At 64.6% G+C, this 13645-nt stretch carries 14 protein-coding genes; 2 read left to right on the forward strand and 12 right to left on the reverse strand.

Translation table 11 applies throughout. The features are described from left to right. Positions 1 to 859: 859 nt before the first annotated feature. Positions 860 to 1078 carry a hypothetical protein gene (locus BMX17_RS23535; protein ID WP_092664694.1) on the forward strand — a complete coding sequence of 73 codons (219 nt, stop codon included), beginning with the start codon at positions 860 to 862 and terminating at the stop codon, positions 1076 to 1078. A gap of 970 nt (positions 1079 to 2048) precedes the next feature. Here the strand turns inward: BMX17_RS23535 and BMX17_RS23540 are convergent. Together BMX17_RS23540 and BMX17_RS23545 are read right to left on the reverse strand one after the other, a co-directional pair. Further along, positions 2049 to 2435: a hypothetical protein gene (locus BMX17_RS23540; RefSeq protein ID WP_092664697.1), complete on the reverse strand. Its 387-nt coding sequence runs from the start codon at positions 2433 to 2435 to the stop codon at positions 2049 to 2051. Between the two features lie 228 nt (positions 2436 to 2663). Further along, positions 2664 to 3122, reverse strand: a complete 459-nt coding sequence (locus tag BMX17_RS23545; RefSeq protein WP_092664700.1) for a hypothetical protein — start codon at positions 3120 to 3122, stop codon at positions 2664 to 2666. Positions 3123 to 3176: 54 nt separating this feature from the next. On the opposite strand from BMX17_RS23545, the gene BMX17_RS23550 reads away from it, so the two are divergent. Next, positions 3177 to 3512, forward strand: coding sequence for a hypothetical protein (locus BMX17_RS23550; RefSeq protein ID WP_139203711.1), 336 nt, complete (start codon positions 3177 to 3179; stop codon positions 3510 to 3512). Positions 3513 to 3539: 27 nt separating this feature from the next. Here the strand turns inward: BMX17_RS23550 and BMX17_RS23555 are convergent, their stop codons facing one another. From BMX17_RS23555 to BMX17_RS26535, 10 genes are all read right to left on the reverse strand, one after another. After that, positions 3540 to 4007 carry a hypothetical protein gene (locus BMX17_RS23555; RefSeq protein WP_139203713.1) on the reverse strand — a complete coding sequence of 156 codons (468 nt, stop codon included), beginning with the start codon at positions 4005 to 4007 and terminating at the stop codon, positions 3540 to 3542. A gap of 92 nt (positions 4008 to 4099) precedes the next feature. Continuing rightward, a complete protein-coding gene (locus BMX17_RS23560; RefSeq protein ID WP_092664711.1) occupies positions 4100 to 5155 on the reverse strand; it encodes a hypothetical protein in 1056 nt (351 codons plus the stop codon). Positions 5156 to 5458: 303 nt separating this feature from the next. Continuing rightward, on the reverse strand, positions 5459 to 6097 hold the full coding sequence (locus BMX17_RS23565; protein ID WP_092664714.1) for a hypothetical protein: 639 nt from the start codon (positions 6095 to 6097) through the stop codon (positions 5459 to 5461). A gap of 69 nt (positions 6098 to 6166) precedes the next feature. After that, positions 6167 to 6514, reverse strand: a complete 348-nt coding sequence (locus tag BMX17_RS23570) for a hypothetical protein (protein ID WP_092664717.1) — start codon at positions 6512 to 6514, stop codon at positions 6167 to 6169. 1272 nt (positions 6515 to 7786) lie between these two features. Further along, complete coding sequence (locus tag BMX17_RS23580) at positions 7787 to 8554, reverse strand: DNA-binding protein (protein ID WP_211611455.1); 768 nt, start codon at positions 8552 to 8554, stop codon at positions 7787 to 7789. 54 nt (positions 8555 to 8608) lie between these two features. Further along, positions 8609 to 9559 (reverse strand): hypothetical protein, encoded by a 951-nt coding sequence (locus tag BMX17_RS23585; RefSeq protein WP_092664722.1) that lies wholly within the window; start codon positions 9557 to 9559, stop codon positions 8609 to 8611. Positions 9560 to 9844: 285 nt separating this feature from the next. Beyond that, positions 9845 to 10378: a hypothetical protein gene (locus BMX17_RS23590; RefSeq protein WP_092664725.1), complete on the reverse strand. Its 534-nt coding sequence runs from the start codon at positions 10376 to 10378 to the stop codon at positions 9845 to 9847. Positions 10379 to 11076: 698 nt separating this feature from the next. After that, positions 11077 to 11208 carry a hypothetical protein gene (locus BMX17_RS27410; protein ID WP_280141437.1) on the reverse strand — a complete coding sequence of 44 codons (132 nt, stop codon included), beginning with the start codon at positions 11206 to 11208 and terminating at the stop codon, positions 11077 to 11079. A 636-nt stretch (positions 11209 to 11844) separates the two neighbouring features. After that, the gene (locus BMX17_RS23595) at positions 11845 to 12159 is read right to left on the reverse strand and encodes a hypothetical protein (protein WP_092664728.1); all 315 of its coding nucleotides are present in this window, start codon (positions 12157 to 12159) and stop codon (positions 11845 to 11847) included. Positions 12160 to 12439: 280 nt separating this feature from the next. Further along, a partial coding sequence (locus tag BMX17_RS26535) for a hypothetical protein (RefSeq protein ID WP_170845545.1) occupies positions 12440 to 13645 on the reverse strand: 1206 nt, incomplete at its 5' end.

Consider the following 13645-nt stretch of genomic DNA (forward strand, 5'->3'; position numbering starts at 1 on the left):
CTGCGGGCACCGAGGCAAACGCCGGTGACGTGCCTGCAAGCCGTGTCGTCGAAGCAGGAACGTCCGTTTGCGAGGACGGGCGAAGCCCCGCCCCATCGCGGGCGGGGTGAACATTCACTGGACATGGGAACTGTCTGGGCCGCTCGCAGGAGAGAAACCAACCGCGTCTACACCTACTATTCGATACACGGCCATATCATAAGTAAATTAACATACAAACACACTCCACAACTCCAGCAGACTTCCTTCGCCCACTCCGCGGCTTCGTTTCCGTCCAGTTGGTTTTCGTTCTGGGAAGCGATACGGATTCGCCTCCAGAGACCCATCGGCCCGTTCCAGCGTCGGTTTGGACCGGCGACGGAGAGTTCCGAACGCCGATCGCTTCCCTGCACACCACAAGCACTGGGACGCAGTCCAGAGAGCTAGTTCTGGCTCGGCTCGCTTGGTCGGTCTGTTTCCGGTTCGACTGGTTGGCTTGTCTGTTCTGATGTCGTTTGTTTGGTGTTCGTTTTCGCCTGTTGGCTGGTCTGTTTGGTGTCGCCTGTTGGTTGGCCTGCTGGTTTTCGCCTGTTGGCCGGTCTGTTGGTTATCGCCTGTTCGGCGGACTAGTGGTGCGGTTGCTGGGCGGTGCGAGGCTGTCTGGAGGATAGGGCCGGGAGCCCGCCCGGTGTCGGCCCGAGTCCGCTTTCGGGACTCCCGAGAGGATGGGTGGGCGAGGGAGTCCCGGTTGCGGCGAGTGGCCGGTGCCGGGCGGCCGGCCTGCGTTTGCTGGCGGAAGTGGCGCGAGAGACAGCAGAAGGCGAGAGACAGATACTCTCTTTAGCATTGGCTTTTTGTCACTGGCTGGACACCCACGCGTATGGACGAGCTACTCGACGTGTTCGAACTCGATCTGGGAGAACTTGTGGAAGGGGGCCTCCAATTGCTCGTTGCGGGCTTGTTGCTTGTTGTCGGTGTCGTGTTGATGGTGGCCGAACTGCTTGTTGACGGGACGTTCCTTTGGGGGGCTCTGCTGACCGTCCTTGGGATCATCGCTGGGCTGTTCGCTGTTGCGAGCTTCTTCGATATTTTCTTCTAGACGACCGCGACATCCGGTGCGTCGAAATCGTGTACTCGGAGCGAATCTTGACCAACTCGGAACTAGTGCCGGCGTGGATCGATCCGGCCGCCGTGATACGTCTCGCTGTCGACGGCCACCGGCGCTGCTGGTTTGGTACCGCGAGCGTTGTCGTGGCCGACCTCTTGGCAATTGGAGCAAAGACTGTGCCCACACTGGTCTGCTGGCGTGCAATCCGCGAGTGTTGCACAGAGGTCGCAAAGCATCTGCGGCTTTCCGACCGGTTCGGAACATCGCGGACAGCGGTGAGAGAACATCGTCGGGCCTCTGCGAGCGAGAAAACAAGATCGTCCTATTGCCACAGTGTTGAAAACACCGCCATAGTATAGGAAATTAAACACACGCATACATACACCGCCGGGCACTGCCCCATCTCGCAGTCAGCCCTGTACTGGGTGTTCCTCGCGTTTTCGCTTGGGTAGCGATACGGATTCGCCTCCAGAGACACCTCGCTCGTTTGAGCCACCGGCAAACTGGAGCCGCCCGAACCAGCTGTGGATCGCTTCCCCCACACTTTGCGTCGAAAGCCCCGTCGGATTTCATTGATCTGACTCGAACCGCTCCGTGCTTGGTTCGGTGTTCTTCGAGTGTTGGTTAAGTTGTTTGATGTTGGTTAAGCGTTCTGTTGCTTGTTGGCCGATCTGCTGGTTTTTCGCCTGTTGGTCGGTCTGCTGGTTTTCGCCTGTTCGGCTTGCTGTCTGTTGCCTGTTCGGCGGACCAGTGGGTGTGGTTGCTGGGCGGTGTGAGGCTGTCTGGAGGGTAGGGCCGGGAGCCCGCCCGGTGTCGGCCCGAGTCCGCTTTCGGGACTCCCGAGAGGACGGGTGGGCGAGGGAGTCCCGGTTGCGGCGAGTGGCCGGTGCCGGGCGGCCGGCCCGCGGTTGCTGGCGGAAGCGGTGCCGAGCGGTGGAGTAGCGAAGGGATGCGCCGGCCGTCAGTCGGCGAACTCGATGAGCCGCTGGGTCGACAGCGACAGTGCGGAGACGACTTCTTCGACCACGTCGTCTTCGAGGACGACGCGTGAGGGCTCGAGCGACACGTAGTGGCGAATCGAGCCCGCCGACTCCTGGCGAACGGTGATGGTGGCGACGCGGCGCGTCCCGCGGAAGACGTCGACTGCGACGGGCTGCCCGTCCGCAAAGGGCTCGTCAATCGGCCAGCCACAGCGCGTCTCCGCCGTCAGCGGCGGTTCCGCGTCCGGGCCGACGTCGCGGCTGAGGTCCTCGTGGACGCCGTCCACACGGGGCTCGGCCATCTGCTCGGGCGTCGGGACATCGCGGTCCCGCTCCCGCGCTCGCTCTCGTGGCAGTGTGCGTTGCATGCGTAGTCACCTCCAGCCCCGTCCTCTCCCGCCCACAGGGGCCACTTCGGCCTGCCCCCGACAAATTACGCCAGAGAGAGGCGGGCCGCCCGTCGATGCCCTGCTGGGAATTCACCGGAAACGCGGTGTGTCGCTCACCGAATTCCCGATGGAGTATCGCGCCCCGGCGGCCCACCCGAACAAGGGCCGCCGTGGGGCTGGTTGGTGCTGTGTCTGAGCGGAGCGAAGTCAGGGGATGAGGCCGTTGTCTTCGAGCGTGGTCAGGAGGTCGGCCCGAGTGGCCTCTGGATCATGCTCGGCGTCGGCGGGGACGAACGGATACGCGTCGTCCGGGCCGGCGTCGATGGCGTCAAAAGCGGCGCTCTGGCTGACGACGCCGCGCGTGAGGGCGTCGGCGAGGAAGGCGACGTTGCCGTAGGCGAGACAGCGCCAGACAAGCCAGTGGGCGCTGTCTCTGTCGTGGCCGTCACAGACCGGTTCGATTTGGACGCGGTCGTCGACCGCATCGAGACTGCGGTTGGTGGTCTGGACTGGATCACCGATGGCTGGGTCGCGGCGACAGTGGAGACACGGTTTCGGGAGGTTGCCGTGCTTGTCGGGTTTGGTATCGTCGTCGGGCAGGTCGGGCAGGCGGCTAGGCTTGTCGTCGGTACCGTCGCGAAGCGGCGCAGTGTCTGTCGGACTCATGTTCTGTCCACTGGATCGCAGAAGACAAATCGCGGCCACGTGAAGCCGGTCAGCATGGGCGAGGCTGGAAGCGAGGGCGACGACCTGACTGCGTTCCAGCAGCAGGTCCTCGCGAAGGTCCTGCAGGATGACCCGCCGTCGATCTCCGCGAGTATCACGGACACCCAAAACGCGGTGCTCATCACCGCCGAAGGCGACGATGCAGCGTTTACGGCCGCCGAAGCACGCGATGCTGCGGCGAGAATGCGGGCTGGCCACAAGCAAATGAGCTACGGTGGGGTGATGATGGTGGTCGCCGCGGAGTATATCGAAGACCTCGCGGATGTCGTCGACGGCGAGAAGACAGCTGCCGACGTGGAGGCAATCTGGGAAGACGAGGACTTCGAGTGAGAGGGTGATGTCGTGGCGGCCGACTGGCTAGAGGTCTCGGACGGGCAAGTCCGACAGCGGCGGGATGGTGCCGTCGCCGATCCCGTGGATGTGGACCGCAGGGTCACCCAGGTGGCCGCGGGCCTTCGCGATCGTATCGAGAGTGCCAGTGGAGTCACCATCCCAGAGCGCGAGCAGGCGGTCGCTGGCTCGGACGATCTCGGAGTTGCGAGCGTGGAAGGCCTGCCATGCTTCGTCGAACTGGTCAAAGTTCGGTTCGCACTCGGTGTAGGGAATCTCGAAGTAGTCGGCGAAAGCGCGTGCGGCGGCGTCGGCCCCCTCAGCGCCGCCGGACACGATCTTGCTGACTGGCCAGTCTGCCTCAACGAGTGCTTGCCCGACTGTTTCGAGCGCACGAGCGGGGCATAGCTCGAACGCGAAGGACCGAGAGCCGACGATGCCGATACTCTGTCCGGTACTGTCAACACGAAGACCGTGGACAACGTGAGGGGTCATGAGTCGGAGCCCAGCGCGAGACAAACGATGGGCGGTGGCGACAGGGCCGGCACACACACCACCGTGTCCGCTGTTCTTGAGCAAGTGCCCCGCTAGCCGTCTCGGCCAGCGTCGTCCGGAACAGGTGTCGTCTCGAGGTCGGTGTACTGGGAATCGAGTTGGAACTCCGGCGTCGGTCCCATCTTAAACCGGAGGAAGTAGGTGCGAACGCAGGCCTGGTCCCGACTGGGGCTTCGAGAGGATGTGGAGCGCCACTCGAACTGCCAGCCGACGAGGAGGCGGCCGTACTCGTCGACAGCGCCGACGGTTGCATCCTCCGCGGGACCGTCCCAGTCGGCGTAGTACTGGTCGTCCCCGACGTAGGCGTCGACGACGCCGCCGTCATGAACTGGGACTGCGGTTGGCTCCTGGGCGAGTTCTCCGACCGTCGCGAGCGTCGAGGCTTCGATGTTGAGTGTCGAGACGGTCCGCCCATCGGCAGTGAACTCACTGACGGCGAAGGTGTGGTCGCTGGTCCCGGAGCGAGAGGGGCTCTGATGCCCGGTGATCTCGATGTCCAGATGGTCGGCGAACAACGCTGCTACACGCTCGATGCCGGCGAGGACTTCGGGCTGGTCTTCTTCGACAGTGATTGTGCCGCCAGGGACCTGCACGTCCTGTGCGGCCCGCTGGCTGTCGAGTGCGGGGCGATTGATCGGATGGGGCTTGATGAGGACCGTCCCGGTTGGCCCAAGCAGGAGTGCCGGCGCATCATCACAGACGACGAGGTCGTAGTCAGCAGCGGTGTATCGGCCTTTGCCGGCGACGGCCCGGAGCGCGATCTCGACGGCACGGGCGCTGATGCCGTAGCCGTACTGGGTGAGCGTGCCGTGAGCGCGGTGGCACCAGCGGTCGAACTCCTCGTAGAACGAGCTGTAGGAGTCCGGTATCTCCCACACTCGCGTTCCGTGTTCCTCGATGTAGCCGGCGACGTCGCCAGACCCAACCCACCGCGTGTAGCCGAGGTAGCGCCGCTCGGTATGGTACAGTTCGGACTCGGCCTTGCAGTGCAGCGAGCGAAGCGTGAGGCCGTGCTGCTGGCACTGCCCGCCCTGGAGGCCGTAGCGATTGTCGTCAACGGGCTCTTGCGTGACTGGTTCGCGGTGCATGATCGATGGGGCTGAACTTGCTGGTGATCCGGCGGTCGTGGTACCAAAGTCGCTGAGGCGTCGGTTCTGGCTCATGAATGGTGTGTCTGGCAGCCGGCGGTGTGGCCGTCTGCCGGATAGCTTCGGAAACGGTGGAGGGGGAGAACGACACTCCCGATACCGCGATTCTGTCTGTCGTCGGTCGTGGCGAATGAGGGCCGAAGCAGCGGGATCTGCCTCGTGGCAACTCTGTTTGAGCCGGTGTGTTGCCTCGTGGCAGATGGGGAGAGCAGGCGGCGAAAAGGGGCGGATGGCGGAGAGCCGCTACATCAGCGAGGAGAGGTTGTCTTCGTGGTCGATGAAGATGGTGTCCTGAGCGGGCGCATTGCCGACGCCGTCGCGTTCGTGATCGAGACGAGCGCCGGTGCAAATGTAGTAGGCATAGTGGTTGCGAGCCGCCTCGAAGTCGAGGTAGTGGTTGTGTTCGCCGTTGTCGAGAAAGCTCCGCTCAATGTACTGGACACCGGGTTCGTCGGGGACACCGTCGACGTAGTAGCGGTCGTTGAGATGATACACTTGGCAGGTGGAACTGAGCGGGGCGAAGTACTCGCCGATGACTCTGGGATGCTCCGAAATCTCGAGGAGCGCGGCCGTCATGTACTGCATCGCCCTGTGGCGGGACCAGGAACAGGGAATGTGGACAGGATCGAGACGGTCGACCGTCCGCGGGACTGGCGTCTTCGGGTCCGTCGCTGCCTCGACTGCACCCGTGTGTTCCGCTGCCCCGTTCGTGCCGCTCCCGAATCCTGACTCAGCCGTGGACCGGTCTTCAGTGTCGCCGAGCGAGAGGGCTTGGCGTGCTGCTTCGACAGGATCGGTGATGTCTCTCTCCGTCTCCGTGTCCTGTGCGGTGTCTGTGCGACTCCGAGCGTCTGTCGAGTGGATCTGATTCGAACCAGCCATTGGTGGAATACTCTACGACCTTCGGTGGCGAGAAATAGCGTGCGAGACGATCTGAGCGGCGAGTCTGGCTCAGGCTTCGGGTTCCGCCGACGGCGGTGTCGGAACGACGAGCGCATCGTCGAGGATCAGCAGGACGGCCTTGGCCGCGACTGGGAGTGACTCCGTTTCCATGTAGGTGTGAGCCGTCCCGTCTCCGTTGAGGTGGAACACGCGGTGGCCGCTCTCAGCTGACTCGATGATCACGGCAGGATGGCTCCCGGGACTGTTGAAGACGATTCGGGAGACGGCGGCCTTCTCGGCGCCACGCGAATCGCGCTGGTGCGTCACGAACCAGGTGGGATGCCGGGCGAGGATCTGGTCGATTGTCTGTGCGACGAGTTGGGGCATGTCGTCCAGCGACGTCGGAATCTGTGTCATGGTTCACTCCCCCGCGAGGGACAAACACGCGACGCCACACGCTGCTTCACTGGATCCTGCCTTCCCAACACTATTTCATGGCTAAAGCATATGGAAGATTACACACATACACAGGGACCGCCCCACGGCCTCCTCGGAACGGGACAGCCCCACTGCCCCGCCAGACAGCAACTCCACTCTAGCCGCCAGACTCCGCCGGCTAGTGCGGCTAGGAGTTCGCCTCCCCACAGCCCCCCTGCCTGCCCCTTGATTCGCTTCTCCAGAGAGATGGCCGACTCAAGAGAGTGGTTACTTGTCTCGTGAGTCCTGACCAGTCAGGTCTGCTTTGTTCGGAGAACCTCTGTCTGTTTCTCGACAGAGGTTCGGAGAGCCCGTGTTGTCGACTGGTTAGTTGGTCTGGCGCTCGGTTGGGTGAGTGGACGAGTGGTCAGCTGGTTGGCTGGCTGGAGAGGGGGGTTGGCAGGCGGGAAAAGGCGGGAAGTGCGGTTGCTGTAGCGGGTGCGGCTAGATCGCGCCCGCTACGCCGGCACGATGGAGCGTCCGACCGGACCGCTCTGTGACGGGCGTTCGAGAGGCTCCGAGACGCTCGCGACTCCTCATGCTTCCGGCTCCTCGGCCCGTGCCGGACCGCCAGCAGGTAGGCGTGGCGGTTGCGCCCCTGCGGGCCGGACACGCCGACGCCTACTCTGCTGGTCGGAGCCTCCAGCAGAGCTTCGCGCGCGCTCTGGACAGGAGCATCGCCGTCGGCGCGTCTCGGCGCTCCCGGTGGTCGCGCCTCGAAGGCGCGCCGAGACGCGCCTCGCTGGTGAGTTCGATGCAGAGAACAATTCAATGTCCATCAGTGGAATCGGAGAATCAGCAAGATCAAGCAGATGCGGTGACGCGGCAGCTGGCCAAGCAGCGCGAGCGGTGCCAGAAAGAACGGGAGATCGAGGAGGCGGTTGCGGAGGTCGGGTTCTAGTGGCTCCCTTCCCGGGCTTTCTCTTGGAAGCGAGGAGGGGCTGCCGGCCACCTCAGCGGACTCACCTGCGGGCACACCGACTCGGACCGCGCCCGGCACCGACTGGACGCCCGGCACGGTGGAGCGTCTGGACGCACCGCTTCCGTGGCGAGTGCCCTCGCCCCCAACGTGTCGTCTGGGATCGCGCCCGGCATCCATCGGACGCCCGGCACGATGGAGCGTTCGGACGCACCGCCCCGTGATGAGCAACAAGAGGCAGTGTTGCACTGGCCCGTCCACCTGGCAAAAAAAGAGGGCCGAAGGCCGCCCCGTCAGGCCGCGCTTCGGATCTTCTCGATGAGCGTGTCTGCGTCTCCGGTCGGCTCGACGCCATCGACTTCGGAGGCGATGTGGCGGAGTTCGTTGATCCCCTTCTCTTCCAGGCTCTCCTCTTCGGCCTCCTCGCTCTCGTCTTCGGCCTCTTCGCTCTCCGCGCCGGCGTCGATGGGGCTTTCGACTTCGCCGTCCAGCGTTTCGACGACTGCGTCCACGATGTCGGAGTGATCGGCGCCGTGGTGGTCGGCGGCCATGGCGTCGTACTCGTCGTCTTCGGGATCGAACGATTCGATCCGGTCCATGGTCTCGTTGCAGGCGTCGACCAGCCACTGGTCGCGCAGGTCGGCATCGACTTCTTTGATCGTTTCCGGCGTCACGGAGACGTGGATCTCGCCGTCGTCGTCTTCGTAGGTCCGGGGCTTCCCGATGACCATCACGTACGCCGGCGGCTCGAGTTCGGCCTGGATGACCGACTGGGCCTCTGGCTGGTACTGCCCGGCGTAGGCGTAGACCGTCTCGCCGATCGGGGAGACGATCTCGGCCTGCCAGTACTCGCTGTCGCTGTCGGTGGCCACGTCTTCGGTGTTGGTCACCGTCCCGACCATGACGACCCGGTTGGCCTTGTCACCCGACGGCAGCAGCAGGTAGTTCGGATCTCGCTCGCTGGAACCCTCTTGGAACTGGTGACTGGCGCGGACGAACTCGCTGGGCAGGACGCGTTTGGTAGCGGTACGACTGAACTCAGGACTGTCGGATTCGGACATTTCAATTACCTCGTTGGAAAGAAACGACGGTTGCGTGTGGCTGTCTAACTGTGCTCAGGACTGCTGGGCCTGCATCGCTTCGGCGCGCTCGAGGGCGTCTTCGAGCCCGCTCGGGTCGGCGATGCTGATTTCGTTGGCGACGTGCGTGTCACCGATCGGCGCGGCCTCGACTTCGACGTAGCGACCGATGAGCTTCGCTTCCAGCTGGTCGCTGATGACCTCCGTGTCCAGGCTGTCCATGGCGATCTGCTTGGCCTCTGAGACGCTGATGCCACCGAGTTCTTCGGTCAGTTCGCGGCCGACGACCACGTCGTAGGCGGTCTGACCGTCGTCGATGACGCCCTTGATGCGCATGTCGAACTCGCCTTCGACCTCGCCGTGTTCGGAACAGCGCCCGTTCCGGAGCGTCCGGGAACAGTCGTCCTCGGAACAGCGCCGGATGAGGCCACTGCCGTCCTGAATGTCGACCAGCATCCCGTCGATGCTGACGGACTGATCGCCGACTTCGACCGTCTCGTCGAGGTGCGTCACGTCCGTCGCGCCGTTGAGCTTGAACGAGTAGTTGCCACGGTACTCGTCCGTGACGACGTTTTCGAGGAGGTACGATTCACCTTCCTCCAGCGTGGGGAGATCGGACTTGGCCCAGGCGGTGAACTTCGCCGTGCCGGTCTCGTCACCGACGAGCCCGACCTGGCCGACCGCATCGGAGTTGGGCTCCCACAGCTCGACGACCTGGACGCGAGCGTCGCCCCAGTACTCGTCGCCGTACTGGGCGAGATTGCCCATCTCGAGGAGCTCGCTCTCACTGTCGCCGTAGTACTCACCTTCGGCCACAGGCGTTTCCTCGAAGAGCTGACTCTCGACGGAGTTGACTGCCTCCTCCAGCGGGACCTTGTACTCCTCGACGAGTTCCACGAGTCGCGACTGGACATCGGCCTGCTCGATCTCGGCACCGTGGTTGTTGAACTGTTCGACGATCGTCTCCGCTTCTTCCGTGACAGACATGGGAATCACTTGCTTGGAACCGCGAACTGCGAACTGCGAACTGCGAACTGCAGTCTGTTTGATCACTGTTCTGAACCGCACAACTCTCTGTGTCACCGACCATCTCGACAGGACTTCCACTCCTCTTGAGACCGACAAACGCCGTTGCTGCCGGCCCGCTCATCGACGCCGCCTCGCCGTCGCATCGCGACGACCGCATGGCCCGACGGGCCTGCACCGGAGCGACGTTCGCACCAACCATCTCTTCCACTCCTCTCGAAAGCAACAAACAACGCTGAACGCTCGTCAGAGCGTGACGACGGTGCGATGCTGGGGATCGAACAGTCGGTGCGCCCAGCTGGCCAACTGGCCGCCGTAGTCGACCTCGCCGAACGGCTGATCGCTCTCTGCCAGTCCCCGTTCTGGATCATACGCCTCGTCAGTCACTGCGATGACAACTGCTCGATCAGCCGCCCGGAGGACCTCGTAGCCAGTGAGGTCCTCGCGAGTGCTACTGCCGAGGTCTTCGCGAGCCGGCCGCCGACGGACGTCGACGCCGAGAACCTGGCCGACGTGGCTGGCCGCTGCGGGCACCCCGCGCTGGCCACCGACAGTGAGGATTGCCCCGGGCATCTCGAACTGAGTATCGAGGATGTGGTCGATGAGTCCGAAAACCGGATTGTAGGCGTCTTCGAGCCCGAACTGGGGGCGACTGGAATCGAAGTCGATGTGCGAGAGCGATGCGTGCTGGACGCGCTTAGGAGTCACGTCCCGCGTGCCGAGGATGGCGACGCGGGGGCGGTCCTCCGTGAGATCGGTACGCGGATGAGTCGTGGACATTCTCGAACACTCCACTTCTCCCGCACTCGATAAACGCCGCTGGAAGGCTCACTGCAAGACCGATGGCAGATGCGCCCCGGCCGGACACCGGCGGTTGGGCGGACGAGAGGCGGCGCGCCTGTTCGTGAAAATGCCATAAAAAAAGGACCGCAGGGCGTACGGAAACTGGTGACGGCGCCCGATGGGGTTGGCAGTGAGCCGACGCGACGGACGGTCACTGTGACGAGTCCTGACGAGCCGGCGTGGCTGGAAACACCGTCCTGCCGACCCGCGGGCCCCGCCACCGACAGGTGATTCGGTGTGGCTGGCGGTGACAGGTGGGCTCGGATTCCGACGGCTGGCTGAGCGCGATCGGATCGAGACGGGTCGCGGTGAGTGGGTCGGGGTGGATCGGGTCGGATCGGTGACAAGAGTGAGGGAGGATTCGAGTGACGCTGCGGATGGACTGGCCACCTGGTTGATGGACAGTCCGAACTCGAATCGACTGGTGATCGATCGGGAGCAGCGTCTGACCTGTCTGGGGGAACAGGCCGACGAATCCTCCACTCCTCCCGTGGGCAAGAAATGCAGTACCACCGCCACGATGCGGCTCACTGCTCGTCTGGTGGATCAGGCGACGCCTCCAGCCACGAGGACGATACAGCAGGCGAACAGGCCGGTGCTGGCGACCAGCAGGCCGTAGGTGAGTTGCGAGTGCATCAGGACCACCGCTCGTCGTCGGGCGTGCGGTAGCTCGGTGCCTGCTCGGGGTTCGGCGCGACGGCGCGGTCGTCGAGGTGCTGTTTGGATGCTCTGCTATCGTTCAGTTCGGGAGTATGACGGTCGTTCATCGCGGAATACCTCACTCCCCCTGTAGGCGAGAAACGAGGGGGCGCGCTCTCTAGAACAGAGCCCGGTTCGGCCGACCAGACAGGAACAGTGGCGAGATGGCGGTCGAAAGCGGCCGATGGCTACTGTTCCAACCACTGAGAGCGGACCGCGCCCGGCATCCGCCGGACGCCCGGCACGGTGGAGCGTGCGGACGCACCGCTCCCGTGGCGAACACCTTGAGCATGGACTGCTGTCGGGATCGCGCCCGCTACGCCGGCACGATGGAGCGCAGTCCGCGCTCGACCGAGCGACTCTGAGAGCGAGGGCTGTAGCGCGTGACTGCCACCGTTCCAGTCGAGTGCATCTCCCAGCACAGCTGAACCAGGACCGCGCCCGGCATCCGCTGGACGCCCGGCACGGTGGAGCGTCTGGACGCACCGCCTCTGTGGCAGGCACTTGGACGAACACTGGCTGGGCTGTTTGGAGGCGCAGTGGCCGGGAATCGTCCCGGTGTCGGTCCGAATCCGCTTTCGGGTCGCCCGAGAGGAAGCGAGCCCTGGTGAGCGAGCGGGGTGGGCGAGGGCGACCCGGTGGCGGTGAGTGGCCGGTGCCGGGGCGTCGGCCTGCGGTCTGCAAGCAAAACGAGCGCCGCTGGCCTAGGCGTCGTCGGCGAACAGCACGGGAGCGACCGGGGCTTCCGCCGTGTCGTCGTCCGTGCTGCCGGTGCCGAGATCGGCATCGTCGGTACTGGGACCGAGCCCGCTGTCGCTGACTGGCTCGACAGCGTGGACGACCACGTAGGCTGGCACCGCTGCTCGGAGGTCGCTGACGCAGTCCGGACAGGCGAACGCGTGTGATTTGTCGACCGACACCGGGATCTCGGCGTCGGCGAGCGTGGTGCCGCACTGGCTGCAGGTGTCTGGCGAACGGTGCTTGATCGAGTTGCGTCTTGGCGACTGGTGGTCGAACATCTCGTCTTAGTCTGGAATCGAGAAATTACGCTGCTGTGCGTCGTGGGCGAGGAGGGGCGCTGTGGCGACGAGGTGAGTGGATGGCGTCGGCTGGGATCGCACGCAGGTCGGTCCGCGGCCACCGGCCGCGGCCGGCCGAGTACGATGGACCGCTCGCGAGACGGCGGTGCCCGTCGAGCGCAGCGCTCCGTCGACGCCCCAGTGGCGAACGATTCGCGGTGTCTGCGCTCGGCCCGCCGTGGCAGCCAAAAAAAGAACCCGCCCGAGAGCCCGACTGCGCTTAGTTGTCGCTCTCGGACTGGCTGTCTGCGCTCTCTCGCTCTCGCGCTTCGAGAATCCACTCTTCGGGCTCCTCGTAGCCCTCTGCGTCTTCGGGGATCGACGAGAGCGGGAAGACGTTCTTCATCGGCACGCTCTCCTCGCCACCGCTGTAGTCGCCGATGGCGCCGATGTCGTACTCGACGTTCGTCCACGCCTCCAGCGAGTTGTGGTACGCCGCCTCGTTCTTGGAGACGATGCCCGACGTTTCCGACGGCGACTGGCACGCCTTGGGCGACTGCCCTTCGATGCCGTCCTCGACCGACGGGTGGTTGCTCCGCTCGGGCCCATCCCCGCGTTCGACGATGGTGATGTCACCGTTGCGCTCTTGGGTGAGCGCGAGGGTGGGCTGGCCGCTGTACGCACCGACCTCCAGGTTGTACGCCCGGATGACATCCCCTTCACGGAGTCGGGGGATGGTGTTGTCGCACTCCTGGTCGGTCCCCAGCGTGAACTGCTGCCCCGTCCGCCGGAAGCGGATCGAGTCCCGCCAGATGGTGAACTTGTAGGTCTGACTCGTCGACGTGTCGGTGACCATTGCGACCTGGTACTGCGAGTCGCTCATCGGGTCGAAGAGGTGATCGACCGTCACTTCCACGTCCACCGTCATCGAGTAGCCCGCCATCCACGTCTCGAGGCTTTCGAGGGCGCGAATCCCGTCACGACCGTCCTTGAGTGCCTTCGCTGCCTCGATGACCGCCCACCGCGGGTCCGCACCGCGCTTGATGCGACGCGCCCCGCGCCGGGCCAGTTCGACGCGCGAGTGGCCCGGCACCTCGTCGGCCATCTCCAGCGCCGCCGCGTTGAGTTCCGCCAGTGCCTCGCCATCGAGGTCTGCACGCGGATCCGTCCACGCTTCGTCGCGACTGGCTTCCTCGATGGGCGTGTAGAACTCACCGGCCGCCTCGGCGCGCTCGGTGAACGTCTGCACGTCGCCACCGTCGCCCGAGACAGCCTCTGCGACTGGCTCGTGGTCCGTGTCCGCGCCATCGACCACGACGGTGTCCTCGAAGTCATCGGCAGCGAGCGTCTCGCGCGAGGAGGCCGCTCGGTCCACGTTGAGGAAGTCGGCCCGCTTGGCCGTCTCGTGGTCGTCCTGGTGAACGCGCTGTTCGGCCAGACGCGTCTCGTACTGCTCGAGCGTCTCGCCCGGCCGCCGACTGAGGTT

This window comes from Halorientalis persicus, from assembly GCF_900110215.1.
Taxonomy (GTDB): domain Archaea; phylum Halobacteriota; class Halobacteria; order Halobacteriales; family Haloarculaceae; genus Halorientalis; species Halorientalis persica.